General features: G+C 59.8%; 22 protein-coding genes and 5 pseudogenes. 15 read left to right on the forward strand and 12 right to left on the reverse strand.

From position 1 onward, the window contains the following. Nucleotides 1-147: 147 nt before the first annotated feature. Together IYY11_RS02225 and IYY11_RS02230 are read right to left on the reverse strand one after the other, a co-directional pair. The gene (locus tag IYY11_RS02225; RefSeq protein ID WP_196402557.1) at nt 148-1,425 is read right to left on the reverse strand and encodes an ISL3 family transposase; all 1,278 of its coding nucleotides are present in this window, start codon (nt 1,423-1,425) and stop codon (nt 148-150) included. 108 nt (nt 1,426-1,533) lie between these two features. Then, complete coding sequence (locus IYY11_RS02230) at nt 1,534-2,748, reverse strand: polyhydroxyalkanoate depolymerase (RefSeq protein WP_196402593.1); 1,215 nt, start codon at nt 2,746-2,748, stop codon at nt 1,534-1,536. A 116-nt stretch (nt 2,749-2,864) separates the two neighbouring features. Here IYY11_RS02230 and IYY11_RS02235 point away from each other — a divergent pair, with 116 nt between their 5' ends. Further along, complete coding sequence (locus IYY11_RS02235; RefSeq protein WP_196402558.1) at nt 2,865-3,509, forward strand: glutathione S-transferase family protein; 645 nt, start codon at nt 2,865-2,867, stop codon at nt 3,507-3,509. Between the two features lie 129 nt (nt 3,510-3,638). Here IYY11_RS02235 and IYY11_RS02240 read toward each other — a convergent pair whose 3' ends face one another. Both IYY11_RS02240 and IYY11_RS02245 read right to left on the reverse strand, forming a co-directional pair. Continuing rightward, a complete protein-coding gene (locus tag IYY11_RS02240) occupies nt 3,639-3,899 on the reverse strand; it encodes a hypothetical protein (RefSeq protein ID WP_196402559.1) in 261 nt (86 codons plus the stop codon). Nucleotides 3,900-4,205: 306 nt separating this feature from the next. Beyond that, nucleotides 4,206-5,455 (reverse strand): annotated as a pseudogene (locus IYY11_RS02245) (IS3 family transposase). Nucleotides 5,456-6,344: 889 nt separating this feature from the next. Between IYY11_RS02245 and IYY11_RS02250 the strand changes: the two are divergent. Together IYY11_RS02250 and IYY11_RS02255 are read left to right on the forward strand one after the other, a co-directional pair. Beyond that, nucleotides 6,345-6,719 (forward strand): phasin family protein, encoded by a 375-nt coding sequence (locus IYY11_RS02250; RefSeq protein ID WP_196402560.1) that lies wholly within the window; start codon nt 6,345-6,347, stop codon nt 6,717-6,719. A gap of 171 nt (nt 6,720-6,890) precedes the next feature. After that, nucleotides 6,891-8,525, forward strand: a complete 1,635-nt coding sequence (locus IYY11_RS02255) for a phosphoenolpyruvate carboxykinase (RefSeq protein WP_196402561.1) — start codon at nt 6,891-6,893, stop codon at nt 8,523-8,525. 313 nt (nt 8,526-8,838) lie between these two features. Here the strand turns inward: IYY11_RS02255 and IYY11_RS02260 are convergent, their stop codons facing one another. Then, nucleotides 8,839-9,600 carry a hypothetical protein gene (locus IYY11_RS02260; RefSeq protein ID WP_196402597.1) on the reverse strand — a complete coding sequence of 254 codons (762 nt, stop codon included), beginning with the start codon at nt 9,598-9,600 and terminating at the stop codon, nt 8,839-8,841. Nucleotides 9,601-9,846: 246 nt separating this feature from the next. Between IYY11_RS02260 and IYY11_RS02265 the strand changes: the two are divergent. Continuing rightward, nucleotides 9,847-10,288: pseudogene (locus tag IYY11_RS02265) on the forward strand (Mu transposase domain-containing protein); the annotation flags it as partial. Here IYY11_RS02265 and IYY11_RS02270 read toward each other — a convergent pair. Then, nucleotides 10,288-12,072, reverse strand: a complete 1,785-nt coding sequence (locus IYY11_RS02270) for an alpha/beta hydrolase (RefSeq protein ID WP_196402562.1) — start codon at nt 12,070-12,072, stop codon at nt 10,288-10,290. The pseudogene IYY11_RS02265 and the gene IYY11_RS02270 sit on opposite strands and share 1 nt — an antisense overlap. Before the next feature lie 125 nt (nt 12,073-12,197). On the opposite strand from IYY11_RS02270, the pseudogene IYY11_RS02275 reads away from it, so the two are divergent. Further along, a pseudogene (locus tag IYY11_RS02275) lies at nt 12,198-12,419 on the forward strand (transposase); the annotation flags it as partial. A gap of 52 nt (nt 12,420-12,471) precedes the next feature. Then, nucleotides 12,472-12,636 carry an alkylphosphonate utilization protein gene (locus tag IYY11_RS02280; RefSeq protein WP_196402564.1) on the forward strand — a complete coding sequence of 55 codons (165 nt, stop codon included), beginning with the start codon at nt 12,472-12,474 and terminating at the stop codon, nt 12,634-12,636. A 90-nt stretch (nt 12,637-12,726) separates the two neighbouring features. Here the strand turns inward: IYY11_RS02280 and IYY11_RS23405 are convergent, their stop codons facing one another. From IYY11_RS23405 to IYY11_RS02295, 3 genes are all read right to left on the reverse strand, one after another. Continuing rightward, on the reverse strand, nt 12,727-13,077 hold the full coding sequence (locus IYY11_RS23405) for a GcrA family cell cycle regulator (RefSeq protein WP_196402565.1): 351 nt from the start codon (nt 13,075-13,077) through the stop codon (nt 12,727-12,729). 217 nt (nt 13,078-13,294) lie between these two features. Beyond that, on the reverse strand, nt 13,295-13,486 hold the full coding sequence (locus tag IYY11_RS02290) for a hypothetical protein (protein WP_196402566.1): 192 nt from the start codon (nt 13,484-13,486) through the stop codon (nt 13,295-13,297). Nucleotides 13,487-13,732: 246 nt separating this feature from the next. Beyond that, a complete protein-coding gene (locus tag IYY11_RS02295; RefSeq protein ID WP_196402567.1) occupies nt 13,733-14,761 on the reverse strand; it encodes a class I fructose-bisphosphate aldolase in 1,029 nt (342 codons plus the stop codon). 126 nt (nt 14,762-14,887) lie between these two features. Between IYY11_RS02295 and IYY11_RS02300 the strand changes: the two genes are divergently transcribed. Further along, a complete protein-coding gene (locus IYY11_RS02300) occupies nt 14,888-15,205 on the forward strand; it encodes a hypothetical protein (RefSeq protein WP_196402568.1) in 318 nt (105 codons plus the stop codon). A 98-nt stretch (nt 15,206-15,303) separates the two neighbouring features. Here the strand turns inward: IYY11_RS02300 and IYY11_RS02305 are convergent, their stop codons facing one another. The 3 genes from IYY11_RS02305 to IYY11_RS02315 all read right to left on the reverse strand — a co-directional run bounded on the left by IYY11_RS02305 (nt 15,304) and on the right by IYY11_RS02315 (nt 17,342). Next, complete coding sequence (locus tag IYY11_RS02305; protein WP_196402569.1) at nt 15,304-15,600, reverse strand: hypothetical protein; 297 nt, start codon at nt 15,598-15,600, stop codon at nt 15,304-15,306. 310 nt (nt 15,601-15,910) lie between these two features. After that, on the reverse strand, nt 15,911-17,113 hold the full coding sequence (locus tag IYY11_RS02310; protein WP_196402570.1) for an NAD-dependent formate dehydrogenase: 1,203 nt from the start codon (nt 17,111-17,113) through the stop codon (nt 15,911-15,913). A 49-nt stretch (nt 17,114-17,162) separates the two neighbouring features. Beyond that, a complete protein-coding gene (locus IYY11_RS02315; RefSeq protein ID WP_196402571.1) occupies nt 17,163-17,342 on the reverse strand; it encodes a hypothetical protein in 180 nt (59 codons plus the stop codon). A 795-nt stretch (nt 17,343-18,137) separates the two neighbouring features. On the opposite strand from IYY11_RS02315, the gene IYY11_RS02320 reads away from it, so the two are divergent. From IYY11_RS02320 to ntrB, 8 genes and pseudogenes are all read left to right on the forward strand, one after another. Beyond that, a complete protein-coding gene (locus IYY11_RS02320; RefSeq protein ID WP_196402572.1) occupies nt 18,138-19,310 on the forward strand; it encodes an alpha-amylase in 1,173 nt (390 codons plus the stop codon). Nucleotides 19,311-19,312: 2 nt separating this feature from the next. Beyond that, complete coding sequence (locus IYY11_RS02325; RefSeq protein WP_196402573.1) at nt 19,313-19,606, forward strand: hypothetical protein; 294 nt, start codon at nt 19,313-19,315, stop codon at nt 19,604-19,606. Between the two features lie 264 nt (nt 19,607-19,870). Then, nucleotides 19,871-20,311 (forward strand): ABC transporter substrate-binding protein, encoded by a 441-nt coding sequence (locus IYY11_RS23410; RefSeq protein ID WP_312029683.1) that lies wholly within the window; start codon nt 19,871-19,873, stop codon nt 20,309-20,311. Continuing rightward, nucleotides 20,271-20,366 (forward strand): annotated as a pseudogene (locus IYY11_RS23415) (ABC transporter substrate-binding protein); the annotation flags it as partial. The gene IYY11_RS23410 and the pseudogene IYY11_RS23415, both read left to right, overlap by 41 nt. A 110-nt stretch (nt 20,367-20,476) precedes the next feature. Continuing rightward, a pseudogene (locus tag IYY11_RS23420) lies at nt 20,477-20,524 on the forward strand (hypothetical protein); the annotation flags it as partial. A 92-nt stretch (nt 20,525-20,616) separates the two neighbouring features. Then, complete coding sequence (locus IYY11_RS23425; RefSeq protein WP_312029687.1) at nt 20,617-20,898, forward strand: hypothetical protein; 282 nt, start codon at nt 20,617-20,619, stop codon at nt 20,896-20,898. A gap of 424 nt (nt 20,899-21,322) precedes the next feature. Continuing rightward, nucleotides 21,323-22,633, forward strand: coding sequence for a CmpA/NrtA family ABC transporter substrate-binding protein (locus IYY11_RS02335; protein ID WP_196402574.1), 1,311 nt, complete (start codon nt 21,323-21,325; stop codon nt 22,631-22,633). 26 nt (nt 22,634-22,659) lie between these two features. Then, on the forward strand, nt 22,660-23,541 hold the full coding sequence (gene ntrB / locus IYY11_RS02340; protein ID WP_409455211.1) for a nitrate ABC transporter permease: 882 nt from the start codon (nt 22,660-22,662) through the stop codon (nt 23,539-23,541).

Here is a 23,541-nt window from a genome sequence, read left to right on the forward strand (position 1 = left end):
TGCATTGAACGCACACCGGAATGCTTTGCGTCATGAAGCCAATTGTTGAGCTTGTCCGGATCATCCCCGCGCAGAATGCTGCGAAAGCGCATCGCGAGTTGGCGCATGACGACGAAGCTGGGGGAGGCCTGCTTCAAAACGACGACCTTAGCGTTCTCGGCGGGCGTGAGTCGCCGCGTCGGCTTCATGCAGAGAGAAGCGGCAATGACCCGGAGAGATTTGCCAGCCGGTCGCTGGATCGACTGCCGGGATCTCAATGAACTTTCTATACTGCTGTTCTGACTGCTTCTTTTCCCTGCTGCCGGCGCGCCATGTCGACAAAAGGCGCTCCAGATTTGAGAAGCTTCCCGTGTAGCCCCGATGTCGAAGGTCATGAAACAAACGCCGGCCTACCCGATCGCCCTCGGCCCATCGGCGGGAAAGGAACTCTTGGAAATACAGCGGGGAAGTCGGCTTCAACGCCAAGCGCCGACGGTGTAGCGGGAAACCTGTCTTGATCCATTTCGCGACGGTCCTGTGGTCGACGCCGATCTGCGCAGCGATGTCGACAAAAGTCTTGCCCGAGGCACGCAGCGAACTGACCCGGTCAAATAGAGCTTGACGCGCGTGGCCGCATTCGCCGCGCCGCGCCGCGTGACGATCTCCGGTGGTCGGCGGGAGTTGGGGACGCCCGGCAAAACGGCTGATGCGGGTCATGTGTCGCTCAATGCTTTCGCGCAAGTTCTGCAACAAATGAAAGCGATCAGCGACTTGTCGAGCTTGCGGCGCTCCCTGCCGAACGCCCTGTGCGTAAAGACCGCAGCGATCGCGGCTGACGACTTCGATTTCAGGATGTTGCTTGACCCAATCCGCAGTCTTTTTGGCGGAGCGCGTTTCGAGTACGTCTGCAACGATCCGACGTTCAAGATCGACAATGATCGTTCCGTAATTAAAACCTTTGCGCCAGCTCCAATCATCAATCGCGATGGCGCGCAGGGGCACCCTGTCGCGACGTTCGGATGAATGACGTTTGAGCTGCCGCAGAATCGCATTGTCGCTGACTGGCATCGCCAGTCGCGCCAGCAACTTCTCGCTTGTCCTGCCGCCAGCGGCATGGCCGAACAATCTCACGAGGTCGCTGACGCGCTGCGTTTTTCGCGCAAAGGGAAACGCCGTCGTCAGTCTTTCGACGAAAGTCTTTCTCGCGCACCCCTCGTTCAAGCATCGCCACCGCCCCAGGCGCAACTCGAGAACGACAGGGGCGCCCTGGATTGGAAGGTCTTGCAGGCGCCGGAGGTGCCAACTATGGCGCGATGCTGACGCTTCTCCGCACCCGGGGCACGACCGCGCCCCGGCTCCATCAGCCGATACGAACCACCGGTTCTCCCGAAATACAGCGCTGCGCACGACCACTCCGGGCCCAAAGGCTAATTTCGTCTTCGTCATGCGCCATTGAGGCGCCAAGTTCCGCTTTGGCAATCGAACCGGCCATGTGCACGTAAAGTGACGCAGACCCCGTTTGAGTGCAGCGTGACACTCCCAACCCGACCTACCTCAGACGCTGCACCGGATGTGGTCGCGCAGGACTGGATAGATCTGGTTCTCCCAACGCCGGCCGTTGAAGACGCCGTAATGGCCTACGTCTGGCTGCAGGTGGTGCAACTTCATATAGGAGCGCAATCCACTGCACAAATCCTGCGCGGCAAGTGTTTGTCCGACCGCGCAAATGTCGTCATTCTCGCCTTCGACCGTGAGGAGAAAGGTTTTCTTGATGGCGCTTGGCATGACCGAGCGCCCTTTAAAGAGCAGCTTCCCCTCGGAAAGGGCATTCTTGTGGAATACGGTCTCGATTGTTTGGAGATAGAAGTCCGCATCGAGGTCCATGATGGCAAAATATTCCTCATAGAAAGCGCGAATCCGATCCGCCTTCTCGGAATCTCCTTCGACGCGGCTTCTGAATAGATCAACGAAAGCGTTTGCGTGTCGCTCGACGTTCATGCTCACGAACGCGGTAAGCTGGAGGAAGCCCGGATAGACGCGCCGGCCGGCGCCCGGAAGCGATCGCGGCACCACACTTATCAACTTCTCGCGGAACCATTCGATCGGTTTCGACTTGGCGAATTCATTGACCTTTGTCGGCGAGGCGCATGTGTCGATTGGTCCCGCCATGAGCGTCAGGCTGGCGGGCTGATCCGGGTCGTTGTCCTCCGCCATCACCGCCACAGCGGCGAGCGCGGCCACTGCAGGCTGACATACCGCCACGACATGGGACTGCGGCCCCATGAATTTGATGAAATCGATGATGCACTGGACAAAATCGTCGATACCGAAGGCCCCTTTATCGAGCGAAATGTCGCGCGCGTTGCGCCAATCGGTAACATAGACGTCGTGGTCGCGCAGCAGAGTGCGGATGGTGCCGCGCAAAAGCGTGGCGAAGTGACCGGACATCGGCGCGACGAGCAGCACGCGTGGCTCGTTGTCCGCGTCCTTGCGCGAGAAACGGAGCAAGGAGCAGAACGGTGTGGTCAGCACCGTTTCTTCCACGACATCCACGACGGCGCGGTCATGGGTCGTCAGCTGCGTAATCTGGTAGTCCGGCCGCTCATGCGTGAACCCCGCGAGCACGACGAGTTCGTAATAGGCTTCCATGCACCGCAGTGGGTAGGCGTACTGCGTTGTGCTCCACTGGCGCAGTAAGCGCTCGCCGCTTGCCGCCACAATGCGCATTCGATCGCTTATGTCGGCATAGCTTTGGTAGGCGTCATACATCGTGCCGTCACGGAATTTTCGGTTTTCGTCAAGAGATGCTGGAGCAAGCCCCATGCCATACTGGGTTCCGATGGCATGATGTTTGCTGTGATGGCTGGAAATTGCGGGACCCAGTCATGCCGGCAACAACGCTCACGATCAGCAGCAGGAACTATTCCTCATGGTCCTTGCGCGGATGGTTGATGGCGAAGCTCTCGGGGATCGATTTTGAAGAGATCGTTATCAGTCCCGACGATGTCTCGGCGCGCGCGGAAATTTTGCTGCTGTCGCCATCGATCCTGGTTCCGTGCCTCACTTACGAAGGGGCTAAAATCTGGGATACGCTCGCCATCGGCGAATTCCTCAACGAGGTCGCGCCGACGGCGGGACTATTGCCCGCGGATTGTATAACCCGCGCCCATTGCCGCGCCGTTTGTGGCGAAATCCATTCGGGTTTCACCTCCCTCCGCTCGGCGCTCCCGATGAATCTCAAGGCGCATTTTCCAAGATTCAAGGTTTCGCAGGGAGACATCGCTCGCGTCACGCAGATCTGGCGCGAATGCTTCGACGCCTATGGCGGTCCATATCTGTTTGGCGCGATCTCGATGGCGGACGCGATGTATGCGCCGGTCGCGACCCGCTTCCGCACCTATGACGTCCCGCTCGATGAAGTTTGCCAGGCCTATTGCGACCGCATCTTCGCATGGGACGCGATGCAGGAATGGCGCGCGCAAGCGTTTCTTGAGGAAGACCAGATCGAGGAACTCGAGGTCGGATTCTGACGGCCGACTTCGCGACTTCGGAGACTCCTTTTATTTCCCATCGATGCCTCAACACTCAGGCAATGGATTTCGATCGCTAGCGCCAGTAAAATATTTCGGTTTCTAGTCCCATAAACTGAGCTTCATATTCTAGCTGTTCTCCGGTGAGCCGTTCTGCACAAGCGCCGACAGCTCGGCGACCTTTTCTGACAGGGCGTCGAATTGTTCACGCGTATGATTGGTCACGATGTCGCTGAATTCCATCGTCGACCTCACGCTCGAAAGCTTCCAAGCGCAATTTAAGGCGATGCCGGCATCGATAAAGGCGAGTTCCACGAGCGTCGCGTTGCCCATCAGGACGGTGTGTAAAAAGGCCCAGCTCGGGCTCTTCAGAAGGGCGGACTTTTCCAAGGACATTGCGCCCACCCTTGGTTTCGTCTTGCTTGCCAAAGCTCGGTATAGCGACGCAGCTTGTTCGAGCAGGCCCGGCGTCTGCTCGCATCTCTGCATTAGTCGTGCCGACACATGGTGTTGAGCGGATCCGACAAGCTAATTTTTATGATGGTTGTTGGATGATTACAGTCGCCAACCCCACGGCTTTGCGGGGTTCGCGTCATCGTATTGGATCGACGCGGTTTAGTTGACCTAGGAACGCCCCGCCGAAGCCCCTTCAGCAGTGTACTGCGGCCCGGTTTTGAGACAACCGGCTGCGCCTATTCAGGCGGCCAAGGGTAGCTCTGCGATGATTGCCTTGGCAACCGCAAGCTGCTCAGCTCTCACCTGATCGGGCGTTTTGTAGCCGTGACGGGCGACGAGCCAGGTTTTGTTATAACGCTCGGCGAACTCGACGAGCGCCACCCTGAGTTCCTCAATCGTGCGGAACGTCCTGACCCACAGCAGATTCTCCTTCAGGGTGCGGATGAAGCGCTCGGCGACGCCATTGCCTTCGGGCTCGCGCACGAAAGAGGGCGACGCTTCGATTCCCAAGCATTTGACCTCGGACTGAAAATCTTCCGACATGTAATTGGACCCGTGATCGTGACGCAGTCTCAATCCGCGGGCAATTTCTGGAGCGATCACGCCGAAGCAGCGTTTGACCCCCTGCCGAACCGGCTCCAGCGCCTCGAACCGATTGGCTGATTTTGCGGCATGAACGCCAACGACCTCCGAGTTGGCGTGTTCGACAGCGACGAACACATAGGCCTTGCCTTCGTCGGTCGTGACCGTTTGCGTCATGTCCGTTCCCCACATTTCGTTGACGCGATCGGTGACGATCGTGCCGTCATGCGTCTTGGCCGACGCCGACACCGCCCGATGCGGCGCAAGCAATCCATGTTCGCGCATCACGCGCCGCACCCGCCGGGGACTGGCGCGAACGCCGGAGAAGCGGAGCCGCGCCCATATCTTCCGGTAGCCCTCGCCATGGAATTCAGAGGCCTCGATTTCGCGACGGATGTGATCCGCCAGTTCAGCATCCGGACATGCCCCAAGGGGGCCGGGTCGGCGTCGGGGCGTGTCCTTGGGCGTCTCCACGCGGGACCGATACACGGTTGCCCGCGACAGGCCCCAGATCCGCGTCACGCGCAGTAATCCATAGATGCAGCCGAAGAAAGGGGAGCGGACCCGGCTCATTTCCTCCGCCTCCGGCGGGCCAAAGGGCGTTTGTTCTCCAGGGCGTCGATCTTGGCGTAAAGAAGCTCGTTATCCATGGTGATCTCGCCGACCTTGGCTTTCAGCCGGGCAATCTCGTCGTCGCGGTCGTCCCGCTCACGCTCCTTCAGAGCGGCGGCTGCGCCCGCCAGAGCCCGATCGCGCCATTCGGTCAGCTTCTGGATGTTGACGTTGCTCTCGCGAGCCACCAGTTCCAACGGCTCCCCGCGTAGTAGGCGGGCCACGACCGCCATCTTGCGCTGGACTGAAAAACGCCGGCCTCCGGCGCTAATCTTCTCTTCGTTCGTCACTTTCATATCTCCGGTTGCGGTTCAAGTTACCGCAGCCGGATGTCTCACCTAACCGTGCCGCACCCCAAGCCCCTTCAGCAGCGCAGCCGCGCTGATGCGGGCCTCGATCCGTTAGACTTGCGAAACAAGCTTAGCAAGCCGCGCCCACGACGGAACTCAATGAGGCAATTCCTTGCGCGTGTGAGCGGCAAGGCGCCTACGTAAACATCGGGGTGCCGCAATACGCTTAGCTGTTTCAGATTTGCGCAAAGCGGCGCAATAAGGCCCGCGCCCTGAGAACTTGCTGGTCATCCACGGAGCTTCGAAATAGACCGGTTGTGCTATCGCAAGCGGGGGTCCGACTGGCGTACTGCCGCGAAATGGGCGCGTCCGGCGCAGCTTCGTGACATTCTCCGCTGGCATGGTCCCGACCCGGGAAGCTCTTCCTGCAGATAAAAAGCTGCTTGGCTTTCTGCAGCCTAATGACGTCTTCTTGGAGCGGCGGCGTTAAGGGGCGCGTGCACTCACCGCTTGGCCGCGAGCAGCTACATCGTCGTGGATCGAAGCGAGCTCGGCGGCGCCTCCATAAAGGGGTGGGGGCGTCCGCTGTCCTACAGGGTTCGCCGTTCCCGCTGGGGTTGCGAAAAAATGTGAGAATATCGACCAAACATATTCTCACATTTGCAGCATCTGGCGCGGACCGGCGCATTCTTGCAATGGACCGGCGCATTCTTGCAATTAAGTGCAATGTGACATGGTCTGCTTGATTTGATCATATCGCAACATCCCGGCCGGGCGCCGTTTTTATTTTGCGTCGCAACATATATCTTGACTTATTTGTGCAGCGCACATAGGCGGTGAACCCTTAGAGCCGCGCTGGAATTGCCCGCGCGCCTAGACCAGAAGGGGATAAACGATGACAGTGTTCCCAGACATTAAGGCATTCGGCACGAACCCGTTCGAGGCGTTTACCACGGCGACTGCCGCGTCGACCAAGGGTCTAGAGGCCATCGCGGCCGAAACGACGGATTATTCAAAGAAGTCCTTCGAGAAAAGCCGTGCGTTCTTCGACAAGCTGACCGGCGTGAAGAAGATCGACGAGGCGATCCAGCTCCAGACGGACTTCGCTAAATCCGCCCATGAAGATTTCCTGGCCTACGCCACCAAGATTGGCGAGACGTATTCGAGCCTGGCCAAGGAAGCTTTCAAACCGATCAATGTCGCGTCGCCTGCACAGTCGCCGGTCTCCGCTTCGCCGTCAAAGGCGCCGGTCGCTGCTAAGCAGAGCTGATCTTACGCAGGTTAAACGCGTCGCATCCCAACCGACGAAACCCGCTCGATCAGCTGTGCTCATCGAGCGGCTTTTGTCGAAGAGTTTATCGGCGTGTGAGTCAGAGCCGAAACATAGGCCGCACCAGCGCCGGATTACCACATCGCTCGCAGGTAGAGCCTGGAGACGGCCATGGCGCCTCAGAGACACGCCCCTCCGAAATCCTTTGGGGTTTTCAGCCCGAGCTTTGGCGCGGATAAATTCGGCTTTCACGGTCTCAGGAGCATTTCCTATAATCTCGATGCGCCCCTCCTCTATGAGGAAGCTATCCGTCGTCACGAGGGCGTGATTGCGAAGGGCGGCGCGCTTGTCGCCGATACTGGCGCACATACCGGCCGCTCCCCTAAGGACAAGTTCATTGTCGCAGACGCGCTCACCGAAAACGCAATTTGGTGGGACAACTGCGGCCGCATGTCGACAGGCCACTTCGACGCGCTGCTCGCCGACTTCATCGCCTACGCAAGGGGCAAGGACCTCTTTGCGCAGGATCTGTGTGGCGGCTCCGATCCCGCGTTTCGCGTCAAGACCCGAGTCTTCACCGAGCTGGCATGGCACTCGTTGTTCGCCCGCAACATGCTGATTCGACCTCCGACCGCCGACCTGCCTTACTTTGAGCCGGAATTGACGATCGTCGACTTTCCATCGTTCAAAGCCGATCCCGCTCGCCATGGTTGCCATTCCGAGACCGTCATCGTGATTGATTTCTCAAACAAGATCGTCCTCATCGGCGGCACGCATTACGCCGGCGAAATGAAGAAGTCGGTATTCACCTATCTCAATTTCGTCCTGCCCACTTCGGACACGATGCCGATGCACTGCGCCGCCAATGTCGGGCCCGGCGGCGACGTCGCGATCTTTTTCGGCCTCTCCGGCACCGGCAAGACGACGCTGTCGGCCGACTCGGCCCGCACCCTGCTCGGCGACGACGAGCATGGTTGGAGCAAGGAGGGCGTTTTCAATTTCGAGGGCGGCTGTTACGCCAAGGCGATCAAGCTATCGCGCGAGGCTGAGCCTGAGATCTTCGCCGCGACCGAACGCTTCGGATCAGTGATGGAGAACGTTGTCCTCGACCCGCTGACCCGCGTCCCTGATTTCGACGATGGTTCGAAGACCGAGAACACGCGCGTCGCCTATCCGCTCGACTTCATTCCCAATGCTTCGCAAACCGGGCGCGCCGGCCATCCGACGAACATCGTGATGCTGACCTGTGACGCCTTCGGCGTGCTGCCGCCAATCGCCAAGCTCAACGCGAGCCAGGCCATGTATCACTTTCTATCCGGCTATACGGCCAAAGTGGCGGGCACGGAAAAGGGCGTTACGGACCCGCAGGCGACCTTCTCGACCTGTTTCGGGGCGCCGTTCATGCCGCGGCATCCGATCGTCTATGGCAACCTGTTGCGTGACCTCATTGCGCGCCATCACGTCGACTGCTGGCTTGTCAATACAGGATGGACAGGCGGCTCATACGGCGTGGGCCACCGCATGCCGATCCGCGTGACGCGCCGCCTGCTCGCCGCCGTGCTCGATGGCACGCTCAACAAGATGCATTTCCACACCGAAACGTCATTCGGCCTCGCCGTGCCAACCTCGGCGCCAGGCGTCGAGCCGGACCTGCTGAGCCCGATCAAGACATGGGCGTCGAAGGAAGATTACGAAGCGACCGCAAAGAAGCTCGTCGACATGTTCCGCGCCAACTTCGTCACGTTCGAGCCGCACGTCGACACGGATGTCAAGGACGCCGCCTTCGATGTAGTTGGCGCGGGGTAGTCGCACTACTCTCGTGTCCTGACTGCTGCAGCATGAGCACGATCGTCCGAGAGATCATTCACGTCTATCGTTCGACAACCGGACGAAACCGTCGCGCGGGCCGCACAGCCATATTCGCGCTGTCGGCGTCGGCTCTGGTGCAAATTCAAATGAACAGTCGCGATACCGCGTTCGGGCGTTCGACGGCGGTCAACCCGCAAGGACCGTGTTCCAAATCTGTGGCGCGGTCTTGGCCTCGCAACTAACATTTTGAGTAGCGGTTACCCTTTACCGGCATGCGTTATCGAACGGCAGAAGCTGATCGCCCGCCGCGTTAGTGCTCGCGGCCGTGGGCACGGCTTCCAAGCGGGCGAGGGACTCCTGGAGCTCCAGGGTTTTGAGATGGGTCGAAGGCGTCGCCACGCCGTTTTTGGGCCCGCTTCTGGATAGTCCCCACTGCTAATTCCGAGGTGACGGAACGCGATGAAGCAGCAAGTGGGGCAGCGTGCTGGCGTTCTGTCCGATCGAGCTGCTCGTTAACTTGGGAAAACTTCGCCGTGGTTTCGCGTTGCATGTGCTCAACTTTACCCGCTAGCTCAGCGATCGCGGCGCTGCTCTCCCTCTTCACACCATCAAGACGCCTCTTCAGCTCCTCGAGTGCGGTGGCATCCTTCGCACTCATGCTTCGTGCGGCAGGTATCGCTTCGACTCTGGCTTGAAGGGCACGAATTTCATCGGCCATTTTTTGCTTGATGCGGAGCAACTCGGCGCGCTCCACGCTCTCTTGTGCCACGGCAGTCGGGCTGTGCTGAGGCTTCATGGGGTAAAACTGAATCTGACCACCAGAAAAATACAAACCTGCCACCCATGCGAAACCCGACACGCCGGCCGCCAGCGCCGCGCGCGGAGCATAAGTTAAGAGACGTTTGAAGAGTGTGGGCAACTTTCGCGCGAAGGCTGCCTCGGCCTTCCTGAATGACGTTGAGTCGAACGTTGCATCAGCCGCCCCTACCTTTATGTCCAGCACATTCGCATCCTGTGGGGAGACAGCGGCGACGCTGGCCTCGGTAACCGGGGCGTCCACAGGATGGGACATGTACGAACTCCTACGCGCTACGAGGATAGCTAGGGGTGCTGTGACAAGCCTCGCGGGCATCTACCTAAAATTCTATTAAAGACTCGCGAGCCGGAGATGCACGAGTCCTAAGTGACGCAATCCGAATCCTAAGTGACGCAATCCGAACTCAGTGATTTCCGTTTAGCGTGAAAGTAAGCGAGGAAGGCCCGGAAAACTGGCCATCGGACACTGCAAAATTGTTAGGGTTTTCTGGATAGGCGCCATGGACTATGCGCTCGCTATGGTCAGGCGCGTTTCAAAGTCGACCAAGTCGGCGCAAACGCGCCGGCGCGGCAAAGAAAACCAAGGGACAAGGCGAAAGTCGAGCAGGCCGTCCTCATCGTCGAGCGATGGCTTGCTCGGGCGGCTGCGCCATCGGACTTTCTACAGCCTGGCGGAGGTCAACGCCGCGATCGGCGGACTGTTGACGCATCTCAACGAGGAGCGCCCTCACCGGCTCGGCGCGACGCGCCGGCAGTTGCTGAAGGAGATCGATCGCCCGGCGCTCAAGGCCTTGCCGACCGAGCCCTATGAATTCAGCGAATGGCGCACGTGCCGCGTCGGCATCGATTATCACGTCGACGCCGGCTTCCATTATTACAGCGTTCCCTATCGCTTCTTGCGCGCCGAGGTCGACGTGCGGCTGACCGTCGGGACGGTCGAAATTCAAGCGTCCGATCTCACCCGGGCGTAGGAGCCCGGCGCGTCCTCGATCACGGTCAGCCTGCCATCGCCGGGCTGGCGCGCAGGCATCCGACCGGAGGCGAAGCCCGTCACCCATTCGTCCCAGATCGGCCACCACGAACCCTGCTGCGCAGCGGCGCCAGAGAACCATTGGTCGGGCGTCGCCGGCAGGTCATCGTTGGTCCAATGACCGTACTTGCCGCCCGGCGCGTTGATCACCCCGGCCATATGGCCCGAGGCGGCTAGAACGAATTTGACCGGCCCCTTGTAGAGGTGGGTAGCTGCATAGGTGGACTTCCACGGGGCGATGTGATCCTCCCGCGTCGACAGGATGAAGGTCGGCGTCGTGATCTGCGTCAGGTCGAGCGGCACGTCGTATAGGCGGATGCCGCCGGGCTTCGCCAGCAGATTCATCTGATACATATTGCGCAGGTAGAAAGAATGCATGGCTGCCGGCATGCGCGTCGAGTCGGCGTTCCAGTAAAGGAGGTCGAACGGCAAATGCTCCCTGCCGAGGAGATAATTTCTCACCACAAAGGACCAGATCAGATCGTTCGAGCGCAGCATGTTGAACGACATCGCCATGTCCTGCGCCTCAAGATAGCCGCGCTCCTTCATGCGCTCATCGAGCGAAGCGAGCTGCTCATTGTCGATGAACACGGCCATGTCGCCGGCGTCCGCGAAGTCGACAAGCGTGACGAAATAGGAGGCGCTGGCGATCCGCTCGTCGCCGCGCGCGGTCATATAGGCGAGGGTCGAGGCGAGCAACGTGCCGCCTAGGCAATAACCAACGGCGTTGACTGAACGTTCGGCCGTCGCCATCTCGATCGCGTCGAGGGCTGCGAGCGGACCCTCCTGCATGTAGTCCTCGAAGCTCTTCTCGGCCAGCTTCTCGTCGGGATTGACCCAGGAGATGACAAAGACCGTGTGGCCTTGGTCAACGGCCCATCTGATGAAGGAGTTCTTCGGCTGCAGGTCGAGCACATAGAATTTATTGATCCACGGCGGCACAATCAGCAGCGGTCGGCGACGCACGTCGGGCGTCGCCGGCGTATATTGGATGAGCTGCATCAGGTCATTCTGGAAGACGACTTTGCCCGGCGTCGCTGCTATATTGTCACCGAGGCGGAACGCACCCATGTCGGTCATGGTGATTGACAGCCGACCCTTGCCGCGCTGCAAATCGTCGAGCAGGTTCTCGAGTCCGCGGAGAAGATTCTGTCCGCCAGTCTCAAGCGTCGCAGCGAGGACCTCGGGATTGGTTGCGACGAAATTGGACGGGGAGAGCGCGTCGACGAACTGGCGCGTATAGAAGTCGACCTTGCGCGCGGTCGCCGGGTCGAGCCCCTCGACGCCGCGCACCGCCGCGAGCACAGCCTTGGCCCAAATGAGATAGCTCTCTTTGACGAAATTGAAGACCACGCTCTCGGTCCAGTCGGGATGTTTGAAGCGCTTGTCCTGCGGCGGTTCCTCGGTCCCGGCGCTATGCCCCATCAAGCGCTCGGCCGTCGTCTGCCAAACGCGCAGGCTATCGTTGAATAGATCGATCTGGGTGCGGGCGATCGCGGCCGGATCGGTCATCATCTTCGTCGTCAGTTCGATGAAAGCGCCGGGTAGCGTCGTCACATCGCCCATGCCGAGCTGCGAGATGTCCGGCCGATCGCGCAGGAAGTCCTGGACGAGCCGCTGGCTCTGCTCGGCGATCTTGCCCAATTGCGTCGCGAGAGCGGCTGCATCCCATCCTGGCTGCGTCGAATTCTGAGCCATATGCCTACCTGCGGTCCATTCTGCGTCCATGCAATCCTTGTCATACCATCTGGTCAAGTGCTGGGCGCGAGCGGACTCTCCGAAAGTCGGTTACGGGTCTTGGTTGTGTGAAAACGCGTTTGCGGTATGCCTTGCTGATGCGCGCCACCGCCGAGGCGACAATGACGCTCGCCGAAAATCCGAGGCGTCTCGGTGCCAAGATCGGATTGCTCGCCGTCCTTCACACTTGGGGGCAGACGCTCACGCATCACCCCCACGTCCATTGCGTCGTCCCCGGCGGCGGCGTCTCGCTCGACGGGAGGCGCTGGATCGCCTGCAAACCAAGCTTCTTCCTGCCCGTGAAGGTGACGGTAGTTGTGAAAGACAGCAAATGGCGCAGAACTCAAGGACGGCGATTCCGTGACCTTGATAAAGGACCTGAAGGTTAAGGGCTCATCCGTCGTCCTCAAACGCAGGACCTTGATCAAAAATATCCGACTCACGGATGATCCGGCCGAAATCGATTGCCGCGCTGAAAAAGTAAAAGGGCTCGTGCTGCGTACGGAGTTCGTCAGGAAGGCCTAGCTGCTCGTCATCGAATGGCGCGCAGGACGAGCCGACCCATCGAAATTCTCGACCTGCGCACCTAGCGATTAGCAAGAAGACCGGTTTTCATCAGGAAACTTTGGTCGCCGGCAGTGGAACGGCTCTTCCTGGAATGAATGTCCTAGTCCGGTTCGGAGCAAAAGCCATATTCTTGTGTGTATCGCAATAAATGGCCTCTGGTGCGCATCCGCATGCGCATGCGCATCCGCAGAACCGGAACGAGTCGAAATGGTGCGGATCGCCAATTGGCCAGCAGCACTTTCCATTCCGAATCTGCATGAAGAGGATAGGGACCGACTCCAGCAAGGGTTTCCAACTGCTGTCTTGGTCTAGGTTGCTTATATCTCGGCGGTCTGCGTCTTGCCTTTCGAGCAGATCGGCGGGCGCAAGCCGGTTAGTCTCCTTCTTCAGCTTGGTCATTTAGGTTTCATAGCCCTTTCGTTAATTGGAGAATAATGTCCAAGTGGTTCGCCAGTGCGGCACGGAAGCAAAGATCAAGGGTGCCGCGCTGGTCCTCTGAGGACGGGCGGGGAGCTTCGCGTGCTGGAGGAGCAGACGACCGTCGCACGCAGGCCCCTGCTGTTCAATTGCCGCTGATCGAACGTGTGCGAACATCCGGGTTTGCGTTTCCTGGGGCCTACCACAGCATCTTGTAATAGATGACTTCGAAGAATCCTACGTCGATGGCGAGTAGCATCGCGACAATGAACGCTCCCCGATCAGATGGCCCGCGTTCCACGGCATCTTTTCCGTAAAATTTCCGTATGCCGGGCAGCTCCGGCATCTCGATGCGTTTGCTGCGCTTTAATTGATAGTGGCAAATTGTCATATTTGCTGAACTCCTTAAGCGAATACCCCTGATGTCTTGAAAATGATTCTCAAATAAGCTGCAGCAACGCCCGTGAAGCGGCGCATTCTTGCATTCACTGCAACGCGACAATGTCCGCCATCGCGCCACGACCAACCGAACAGCAAATCGAAGACGTCGCGCCTACTTCGCGAGCGTCGCGCCGCCGCCTATGCCGCCGCTGAGCGCGTCCAATGTGAAGGATATTTCCAGCGGGAACACAACCAATCATGGCGCGACGCGTTCTTCCATTTCCGTCCATTGTCCTTGGGCGGCAAGCGCGTTCATATGAGCTCGGTGAGTGAAAGCCGCCTGGGCGTCGAGAACATTGCTCGGCATTCCGGACCAGGTTTTCAACGCCGCCGTCTGCAAGGCTCGGCCGTAACTGAAAGTCAGCGCCCATGGCCCGCCAAGGCGATTGATGGCGCCGAGATTTGCGGTCGCCTCAATGTCGGATTGGCCGCCCGACAGGAAGGCGACACCTGGTACCGCCGCTGGAACGCAATTTTTCAACACCCGAATTGTCGAAAGCGCGACTTCTTCGGGCGACGCTCGCTTCGGATGTTTTTGTCCGGCGACGACCATATTGGGCTTCAGCAGCATTCCTTCGAGCAGGACCCGCGCTTCGTAAAGCCGCATGAAGACAGTCTTCAATACACATTCGGTCACTTCGCCGCATCGCTCGAGATCATGGTCGCCGTCCATTAAGACCTCGGGCTCGACGATGGGCACTAGATCGGCGTTTTGGCATAGCGCCGCGTAGCGGGCGAGCGCTTGCGCATTCGTCTCGATCGCGAAATCCGTTGGAATACCACTATCGGAACCGACGCTGATAACCGCGCGCCATTTTGCGAAGCGCGCCCCTAGGCGGCTATATTCGATCAGCCGTTCGAGCAGACCGTCGAGACCTTCAGTAATCGTTTCGCCGGGAAAATTGGCAAGCGGCTTTGCCCCCAAATCGACCTTGATGCCCGGAATGGCGCCGGCCGCCTCGATGTATTTGACGAGTGGCGTCCCGTCGCTGGCGGTCTGTCTAATGGTCTCATCGAAGAGGATGACGCCAGAAATATATCGATTAATTGCCTCTTCGGCGCGGAACAGAAATTGGCGATAATCGCGCCGCGTCGCCTGGGTAGAGTCGACGCCGATTGCCGCGAACCTTTTCGCGATCGTTCCGGCGCTCTCGTCCGCGGCGAGAATGCCCTTCCCCGGTGCGACCATGGCTCTCGCGGTTCGAACGAGCACGTCCTTGTTCATAATCCTTCTCCTCTGAGCCAGCCCGGTCGATGACTAGTTTAGAGATGCATCCTCGGGCGCTTTCCTCTTCCGCTATGCCGACGCGTATGTGCCTTTGTTGAAGCTACGAATTGAACAGACGCTGACATGAATGATGAACGCTCCCACCTGACGCCGGCCGCCGTCGCGCTTCTTGCCGAGACTGACAGTTTAATGAACTTCGCCCGCATCAAGGAAAATGGTGTCTCGGAAAAAACGCCAATGCAGACCTTCATTGATGCGCTGCCTTTGGCGCCGCCGCTTGAACCACCAACGGGCCAGCTCATGCCGTCGGTCAGATCAAGTGCCAATTGTACAGTCGATAAGACGGGTCGGAATAACCAGAGTGTTTCAGAGCGCCACGAGCGCGCCACGCCGATTTGGATCCGATCTGCGTACTTGCCATACGTGCCCGCGGCATTATGAGGCCGGACACACGAAAGCGCCCGACCACATGCTCGCGCCCAAAGAAAATCCTTGCATTCGACGCGAGCGTCCCCACACGAGACACCCCCGTTCAACACTCAGCGCTCTCGTTTCACTTGCCCCACCCGCGAAGCGAGGTGCGCGAAGGATTGGCTACGGCCCTCGGATGACGCTTGTAACTCCTGTCTCAGAAAGCGCACCGGGAAGCAGATCGCATCCACATTCGCGCCCCGCAGTTCGGCGGGCCGATTAGGATCCGCCACCAGAGCCGATTCTGCTTCCGCCAACAGCCGATCGATTTCCCCTTCCTCGAAAACTCCCTTTTCGCGCAAAGCGACAAGCAGGGCGGAAATGACGACGTAAAGGCCCTCAAGCTGAAGATTCGCGGTGTTCATGGTTGCCTCGTGGCGTTGGGATTAAGTCCGCCGCCATCGTTCAGAGGTGTGCCGGGCAATGGATCGTGCGCCTACCCAAACTCCCACACAAGAGCCGACGCGTTCTGTCGTATCGCCTGTCGATTGTATAGAGGTCGCTTTTGCTTCGAGACTTGGAGGTTTGGCGAGAGAAGGTCCGAAAAGCCCTCGGCAAATGATAGCGCTCGAATGAAGTAATTGTTTGAGCTCCCGAGTCCGACACCAAAGCAATGCTTCAGTCGTCCATGATCGGGGCCAGGGCCAGCTCCAGTGCGTCGGGAAACGGGCAACGTCAGCCTTTCTTGAAGCGGACGGCTTCTTCCGATCCGCTGGTTGCGTCGCCTGCGCTATATGAATGCGCCCCGGCGCCGGCGAGCATCCCCGCGCTAACGATGAGGTATTCATCGCGGATCGGGCGATTGTCGAACCAGCATTCGAGAATCTCCCGCACGCCAGCTGCATAACGCGTCTGCGCCGTCAGACTGGTGCCAGAAATATGCGGCGTCATGCCATGGTGCGGCATACTTCTCCATGGATGGTCGACCGGTGCTGGTTGAGGAAACCAGACATCGCCCGCATAGCCGGCCAATTGTCCGCTTTCGAGGGCACGCACGATGGCGTCGCGATCGCAGATCTTGCCGCGCGCGGTGTTAACGATGTAGGAGCCGCGCTTCATTTTGGCAATTAATGCGTCATTGAACAGATGTTCGGTCTCCGGGTGCAACGGGCAATTTATAGTGACGACGTCACAAACCTCGACCATGCTTTCCACGCTGGGGTGATACCTTACATTCAGTTCTCCTTCGACGGACTCCGGAAGGCGATGCCGGTCGAAATAGTGAAGGCCGACATCGAATGGCTTCAACCGCCGCAGTACTGCCGAGCCGATGCGGCCGGCGGCGACAGTGCCGACCTGCATGGCTTCAAGATCGTAAGAACGCGCTACGCAATCGGCTATGTTCCAGCCGCCTGTCACGACCCATTGGTACGAAGGGATGTAATTGCGAACCAGCGCGAGGATCATCATCACCACATGTTCGGATACGCTGATGCTGTTGCAGTATGTGACTTCAGCGACGGTGATATTGCGATCGATCGCTGCTTGCAGATCGGTGTGATCAGATCCAATGCCCGCGGTCACGATGAGCCTGAGCTTGGGCGCCTTCGCAATCCGCTCGCGGGTCATATAAGCCGGCCAAAAAGGCTGCGAAATGACGATGTCGGCGTCAGGAAGCTCTTGGTCGAGTACGCTGTCCGCGCCGTCCTTGCTGGATGTCACCACTAGCTGATGACCGTTCGACTCTAGGAATTTGCGTAGTCCTAGTTCGCCGGAAACGCTGCCAAGGAGCGTACCCGGCTTGAAATCAATTGCTTTTGGGGAGGGCAGCGTTTGTCCGTCGGGATAGCGTTTGGGCTGAGCCACCTCATCGCGCGCATAGGCTTTCGGATAACCGTCGACCGGATCGTCATACAGCACGCATACGATCTTGGCCATGTTCCGCTCCCTCTCTCGCTGGGATGCAGGGTGCTAAGCTTTCGTGGCTCTACCCATCAGCAGCGCCAAGCGCGAACTGGCCTCGCTCATGGATACGCGCTAGCTCCGCCTCACCAGCCTCATCATAGTTGTCGACGTAGATAGCGCAGATCGTTTCATAGGCGATGCGTTCAGGGTTATCTGTCGATTTCACCGAAGACGATATCCAGCGAGCGACGACAGCCGACATGTCTACCAGCCGACAATGCGATCGAGAGCGGCGTCGCCCCCATCCGCCCGGCATTGCCCTGCCTGCACTATAACGCTTTGGTCCGTCACTCGGCGGCGTTCCGAAATCGATCCCGTCTTTCAGACGGCGCAGTTCCGACCACATTCGCCCGCCCCGATTGTCAGGCCAACTGGTGATCGCTCACAATTTGACCGGGCTCGACAGGCCGTAATGGCGATGGGGATTTGCGTAAGTATTGGGGTGCGCCACGATTAGGTGAGACATGCGATGCGCTAATTCGAAAACCGCAACCGGGTTAAAAATGACGAAAGACGCAAGGGCTTAACGCGGGAACGAGTCGCTCGCGAAGGACGCGCCCAAAGAGATACGCCGGAGACATCGCTCCTTTCAAGCAAATTGCGAATTTTTTCAGCGTGCGGCGCCGCATTCATGTCCACTCGGCACCGTCCGGCAGGCCTTCTTGGGCGAATCGCTCATGGGCCGTTTCGACCAGAACCCCAAAGAATCGTGGTCCCTCGTCGCTATTCGCCTGAAGTGGCACAACTACTTCGCTGTAGGTGGCGCCCGGATTGCATCCATTCATTCGAAGGCGTCGTTCGCGACGTCAAGGTCCACAGAGGGGCCCCCAGCATCGCCGCTGTCCTGAACGTCTGCTGCGCAGACATTCAGGCAGCGGTTTTTTTTTGTTTCCGACGCCGTGCAGGCGAGACGCACTCGAGGTTCGCGATGAAGAAAGCACAGTTTCGAGGACGGACGCATCGGCGCCGTCTAGGCCGCGACGCGTTTGCGACGAGCATGGCGGCCGCCGTCATCATGGGGACTGGCGCAAGTGCCGCGGCCAGCGCGAAGGCTTCCGCCAAGGCGACTTCGGTTCAACCGCAAGTCGCGGCGCCGACAGCCGCGGCGCCGGCCGCGCCGCCTCCGCCGCCACCGGCGCCCATGGGAGTATTTGGCGCCGATATGCCGGCCGCCGGCAAACTCGTTCTCTCGATTACGCCCGTCTTCGCCAATCTGTCGGGCATCAAAATGGGAACCCGCACGGTCTCAAACGAATATATCGTCACGACGGTCCCGTTCTTTCTCAATCCGAGGCAAACCGTCCGCATCATCCCGCAAAACATCGCGATCGCGACGCAAATTGTCGGCCTCAGCTACGGGGTCACGAAAGATTTCGCAGTGGTTCTCACGGCCGGCATGATCGAGAAGAATCTCAACGCGCTAACCTTCAAGGGCGCGTCGGGAATTCTGCCGCTGGGCAGGAGTTTGCCGGGAACGACAAGCCTTGCCGACGTCACTTTGTCGGGCGTCTATCGCATCTATCAAGACGACGTCCACCGCATTCAGCTCTCTCTTGGCTTCTCCTTCCCCGCCGGCAGCTATACCGCCACCTTCAAGGACTTTCTCCTGCCCGATGGAACCCGCCGCAACGTCCGGGCGTTTTATGGCATGCAGCCCGGCACGGGCACGTTCGATTTCCTCCCCGGCGTCATCTATGCAGGCTATCTAGGACCGTGGTCGTGGGGCCTCGGCTATCGCGGGCGCTTCCCGCTGGCCGCAAATTCACTGGGCTATTCCGGGGACTACCTGCTCGAATATCGCCTGCGCTTCCCGCTCGGCCCCACTCCTACGGGGGGCTACCGCTGGGGCGATTTGCATGAATTCAACGCCTGGGGCGGCTACACCTGGACGCCCGGACTCACCACCACCTTCCGCGTGAGCGGTTCGACGCAGGGCCCGATTCGCGGCTTCGATCCGGAAATCCGCGGCCCGGCCGTGCCCGCCAATCCGGCCTTTTACGGCGGGCAGCGGGTCGAGCTCTTCGGCGGCGCGACGATCAGCGGCAAATTTATCGGCTATGACAATGCGACGGTCGCGGTCGAGGCCGGTCTGCCCGTCTATCAGAATCTCAACGGTCCGCAGATTATGAAAAACTGGCAGGCGGGCATGTCGCTGCGGTTCAAAATCTAAACGTGCTCGTCTACTCCATAGGGAATAGCCGCTTTTTGCCGTCGCATCAACCGAAGCTGAGGATGTTCGCGATGTCGTTGGGGAACGCACGGGGCCGCTTTGGCGCAATCACAGGGTGTGCAGCCAACTGCAAAGACGCGGATCTGGCGCGGTTATTGGCTCGCCTGGCTGGGAGCACGGCTTGGCGTCTTGCGGTCGGTGTGGCGCAAGCTGCGCTGCTGATTGCCGCGATCGTCCTTGGCACCGCAGCGACCGTCAAATTTGTCGACGCCTTATTGGATGCGATTCACCGCTGAAACCGAAAGCGGCGCCTTCCGCCGCGCTGCGCGGTCCGTAAAACAATCACGCATTCACCCCTCATACGCTACTAGGGACTCCGCTGCGCGCCAGAGCTTGAAGATCGTTGTCGTCGATGAAAGTCCGATCCGCGCGGGCTGCTGATGAAAGCAAGGGCTTCTCCGAGGAGAAGCCCTATCGGCTGATGCGCACGGCGGCAATGTGGGAAAACAAGAAATCGCCGGAATCGCGCGGGCGATCATCTCGGCGGCGGAGCTCCTCAAATGACCGGCGCCATGAAGCGCTTGCGGATCGGCTTCATGCCGCTTGTCGACGCTGCGGCGCTCGTCGTCGCCGTCGACGGCGGCTTTGCGGCCGACGAAGGTCTCGATATCGAGTTGGTGCGGGAAGTCTACTGGTGGAACATTCGAGACAAGTTGGCCATCGGCCTTTTTGACGCCGCCCATTTGCTTGCGCCTTTGGCGATCGGATCGAGCATGGGCCTCGGCCAGGTCAAGGCGCCGTTCGTCGCGCCGATGAACTCGGCGATGAACGGCAACGCCATCACTGTCTGCGGTGCGCTGTACGAGGAGTTGCTGGCCGCCGACGGCGATCTACTCAACCCGGCGTCGAGCGCGCGCGCTGGCCGCCGCCGTTCGCGTCCGCGAGGCGCAAGGGCGCGAGCTGCTCACCTTTGCGATGACCTTTCCGTTTTCGACCCATAATTATCAGCTGCGTTATTGGATGACCGCTGGCGGCGTCGATCCGGATCAGGATCTAAGGCTCGTGACGCTGCCGCCTCCCTTTATGGTCGAGTCGATGGCGCAGGGGCAGGTAGACGGGGATTCTGCGTCGGCGCGCCATGGAGCTCCGGCGCCGTCGAGGCCGGCGTGGGCCGCATCCTGCATTTCGGTTGCGATATTTTTGGCCGCGCGCCAGAGAAGGTGCTGGCGCTCAGCGCGCGCGACATTGAAGCCGCGCCCGACGTCGCGCAACGCTCACGGGAGCCATCGCAACGGCGGCGTGTTATATGGAAGAGTCCAGAGGGCGCCAGGAAATCGCGGCGATGTTGGCGCGGCCCGACCGCGTCAGCGTTGACGCGCGTCTTATCCAGCGGACGCTCGTTGGCGAACTCAAGATCGTCGCAAACGAGACCCGCGCTAACCCGAATTACCTCATCCTCGGCGAGGCGGCGCGCTGCGGCCCGACGCGGCGCATGCGATATGGCTTTACGCGCAATTGCAGCGCTGGGGGGACAAGCGGATTCGTCCATGGAGCGCGTCGAAGAGGCGACGCGCGTTTTCCGAGCTGATCTCTTCGACGCCGCGATCGGAGACGACGCGCCCGGCGCAGCCGCTTTGGCGATCCGGTCGGCGCTTTCGACGCGTCCCCTCCCGTTGACAATTTGCGCGCTTATCTTGCGGCTTCTCGATCGGCCGAAAGCTTTAGCGTTTCCCCAATCAACGCACACCGTGACGGCACAGTGCCGCTTGTTTGATCGGCCAATAGGGGCCGCCGTCTCGCTTACGCGCTGGACATGACGGAATTCCAGCACTCGGTTCTGGCACCTGACTTGCAAAGATGAGGGGGAATCGCCGGACACCCCTCCCCGGCCACGCGACCCAATGACGGGACGCATCAGCAACGCCGCTGTTCCGAGAGACAAGCGCAATTGCGCGACGCTCCCGGCAAGCGGCTTTTTTTTATTCGCTCTGCGACAAATGACGAGGACCAAAATGGGCAACGACAAAGCCGACGTTTCGCGCCAGCCGGCGATCAATCGACGCGACACACTGAAAGGCGCGGTGGCGACATTGGCCGCGGCGAAGTCCCTATTGCCTTGTGGCGCCTTTGCGCAAAACGCTGGCCCCGAGACCACTAAAGCGGCCCTTGGCTACATCGCGCTCACCGATTCAGCGCCGCTGATTATCGCCAAGGAAAGAGGCCTCTTCGCCAAGCACGGCTTGCCGGACGTCGAAGTGCTGAAACAGGCGTCCTGGGGCGCGACGCGCGACAATCTCGTCCTGGGCGGCGCCAATAATGGCATTGACGGCGCGCATATCCTGACGCCGATGCCCTATCTCATCACGACCGGCAAGGTGACGCAGAATAATGCGCCGACGCCGATGTATATTCTCGCGCGGCTCAATCTCGATTGCCAGGGAATATCGGTCGCTAACGAATATAAGGACCTCAAGGCCACCGCCAAAGCCGACGCGCTAAAAGCGGCTTTCGCGAAGAAGAAAGCCGAAGGCAAGGAGGTGAAGGTCGCCATGACCTTCCCGGGCGGGACGCATGATTTGTGGCTCCGCTATTGGCTCGCCGCCGCGGGAATTGATCCCGACAAGGACGTCTCGACGATCGTTGTTCCGCCGCCCCAGATGGTCGCGAATATGAAGGTCGGCAATATGGACGCCTTCTGCGTCGGCGAACCGTGGAACGAGCAGCTCGTCAACCAGGGAATCGGCTACACCGCGTGCGCCACTGGCGAAATCTGGGCGAAACATCCCGAAAAGGCGCTCGGCATGCGCGCCGATTGGGTTGACAAAAATCCCAAAGCCGCGATCGCGCTGACCGCCGCCGTCCTGGAGGCTCAGCAGTGGTGCGACAAGAACGAAAACAAAGCCGAGCTCGCCGAGATTGTCGGCCGTCGTCAGTGGTTCAACGTGCCGACGACAGACATCATCGGTCGGCTCAAAGGCGACATCAATTATGGAAACGGCCGAGTCGAAAAGGGAACAAAGCAGCTCATGAAGTTCTGGCGCGATCACGCGTCATATCCCTTCAAGAGCCATGACGCCTGGTTCATCGTCGAAGACATGCGCTGGGGCAAGCTCGATTCCAAGACAGACGTCAAGGCTCTCGTCGACAAGGTCAACCGCGAGGACCTGTGGCGCACGGCCGCCAAATCGATCAGCGTCCCGGCGAAGGACATTCCCGCCTCGACCTCGCGCGGCAAGGAAACCTTCTTCGACGGCAAGGTCTTTGATCCCGATCAGCCGCTCGCCTATCTCAAGAGCCTCGCCATCAAGCGGGCCGAAGTTTGAATTCGACGCGCGAGGCCAACATGACGATGCCATTGACGAAGAACGCAATCTCGGCGAGCCCGCTCGACGACGCCGACGAAATCTTTCGTCGACACCGCACGCCGCTCGCGGTCAAATATCGAACGCAGATTCGCGCCTTTTTCGCTGCAACCTTGCCGCCCATAATCACGTGCGCCGTGATCCTCCTGGTCTGGCAGATCATATGCGCGCGGCCCAATTCGGCGCTGCCGTCGCCCGCGCGCATCTGGACCGAGGCTAATGATCTCATCCTGCATCCATTCTTCGTCAATGGTCCGCAGGACATAGGGCTCGGCTGGCGCGTGTTGACGTCGCTTCAGCGCGTCGCTGTCGGCTTCGGGCTGGCGAGCGTCGCGGGCGTGATCGTCGGCGCCTTCGTCGGACAAGCGCAATGGGCGGCGCGCGGCCTCGATCCGATCTTTCAGGTCTTGCGCACGGTGCCGCCGCTCGCCTGGCTGCCGATCTCGCTCGCCGCCTTTGGCGACAGTCGACCGTCGGCGATCTTCGTGATCTTCATTACCGCGATCTGGCCGATCATCATCAATACCTCCGTCGGAGTGCGAAACATTCCGCAGGACTATCGCAACGTCGCCGCCGTGCTTCGGCTCAACGCGCTCGAGTTCTTTTACTGCATCGTCGCGCCAAGTGCCGCCCCTTACATTTTCACCGGACTACGCATCGGGGTCGGGCTTTCCTGGCTCGCAATCGTCGCAGCGGAGATGCTCACCGGCGGCGTCGGCATCGGCTTTTTCATCTGGGACGCCTGGAATTCCTCACGCCTGCCAGACATTTTCGTTGCGCTGCTCTACATCGGCCTCACCGGCTTCTTTCTGGATCGACTCATCGGCTTCATCGGCGCGTTGGTGACGGGCGGCGCGCAGCCGAACTAG

This window comes from Methylocystis sp. H62, from assembly GCF_015709515.1.
Classification (GTDB): Bacteria; Pseudomonadota; Alphaproteobacteria; order Rhizobiales; family Beijerinckiaceae; genus Methylocystis.

Excerpts from the sequence above, each read along its gene's own strand:
- IYY11_RS02315 (WP_196402571.1), bottom strand. The coding sequence starts at position 17,342 with ATGTCGGCTGTCGTCGCTCGCTGGATATCGTCTTCGGTGAAATCGACA.
- IYY11_RS02230 (WP_196402593.1), bottom strand. The coding sequence starts at position 2,748 with ATGTATGACGCCTACCAAAGCTATGCCGACATAAGCGATCGAATGCGC.
- IYY11_RS02235 (WP_196402558.1), top strand. The coding sequence starts at position 2,865 with ATGCCGGCAACAACGCTCACGATCAGCAGCAGGAACTATTCCTCATGG.
- IYY11_RS02335 (WP_196402574.1), top strand. The coding sequence starts at position 21,323 with ATGGGCAACGACAAAGCCGACGTTTCGCGCCAGCCGGCGATCAATCGA.
- IYY11_RS02260 (WP_196402597.1), bottom strand. The coding sequence starts at position 9,600 with ATGTCCCATCCTGTGGACGCCCCGGTTACCGAGGCCAGCGTCGCCGCT.
- IYY11_RS02225 (WP_196402557.1), bottom strand. The coding sequence starts at position 1,425 with ATGACGAAGACGAAATTAGCCTTTGGGCCCGGAGTGGTCGTGCGCAGC.
- IYY11_RS23425 (WP_312029687.1), top strand. The coding sequence starts at position 20,617 with ATGGAAGAGTCCAGAGGGCGCCAGGAAATCGCGGCGATGTTGGCGCGG.
- IYY11_RS02250 (WP_196402560.1), top strand. The coding sequence starts at position 6,345 with ATGACAGTGTTCCCAGACATTAAGGCATTCGGCACGAACCCGTTCGAG.
- IYY11_RS02305 (WP_196402569.1), bottom strand. The coding sequence starts at position 15,600 with ATGAACACCGCGAATCTTCAGCTTGAGGGCCTTTACGTCGTCATTTCC.
- IYY11_RS23410 (WP_312029683.1), top strand. The coding sequence starts at position 19,871 with ATGACCGGCGCCATGAAGCGCTTGCGGATCGGCTTCATGCCGCTTGTC.
- IYY11_RS02310 (WP_196402570.1), bottom strand. The coding sequence starts at position 17,113 with ATGGCCAAGATCGTATGCGTGCTGTATGACGATCCGGTCGACGGTTAT.
- IYY11_RS02255 (WP_196402561.1), top strand. The coding sequence starts at position 6,891 with ATGGCGCCTCAGAGACACGCCCCTCCGAAATCCTTTGGGGTTTTCAGC.
- IYY11_RS23405 (WP_196402565.1), bottom strand. The coding sequence starts at position 13,077 with ATGACCAAGCTGAAGAAGGAGACTAACCGGCTTGCGCCCGCCGATCTG.
- IYY11_RS02290 (WP_196402566.1), bottom strand. The coding sequence starts at position 13,486 with ATGACAATTTGCCACTATCAATTAAAGCGCAGCAAACGCATCGAGATG.
- IYY11_RS02300 (WP_196402568.1), top strand. The coding sequence starts at position 14,888 with ATGAATGATGAACGCTCCCACCTGACGCCGGCCGCCGTCGCGCTTCTT.
- IYY11_RS02295 (WP_196402567.1), bottom strand. The coding sequence starts at position 14,761 with ATGAACAAGGACGTGCTCGTTCGAACCGCGAGAGCCATGGTCGCACCG.
- IYY11_RS02320 (WP_196402572.1), top strand. The coding sequence starts at position 18,138 with ATGGCGGCCGCCGTCATCATGGGGACTGGCGCAAGTGCCGCGGCCAGC.
- IYY11_RS02270 (WP_196402562.1), bottom strand. The coding sequence starts at position 12,072 with ATGGCTCAGAATTCGACGCAGCCAGGATGGGATGCAGCCGCTCTCGCG.
- ntrB (WP_409455211.1), top strand. The coding sequence starts at position 22,660 with ATGCCATTGACGAAGAACGCAATCTCGGCGAGCCCGCTCGACGACGCC.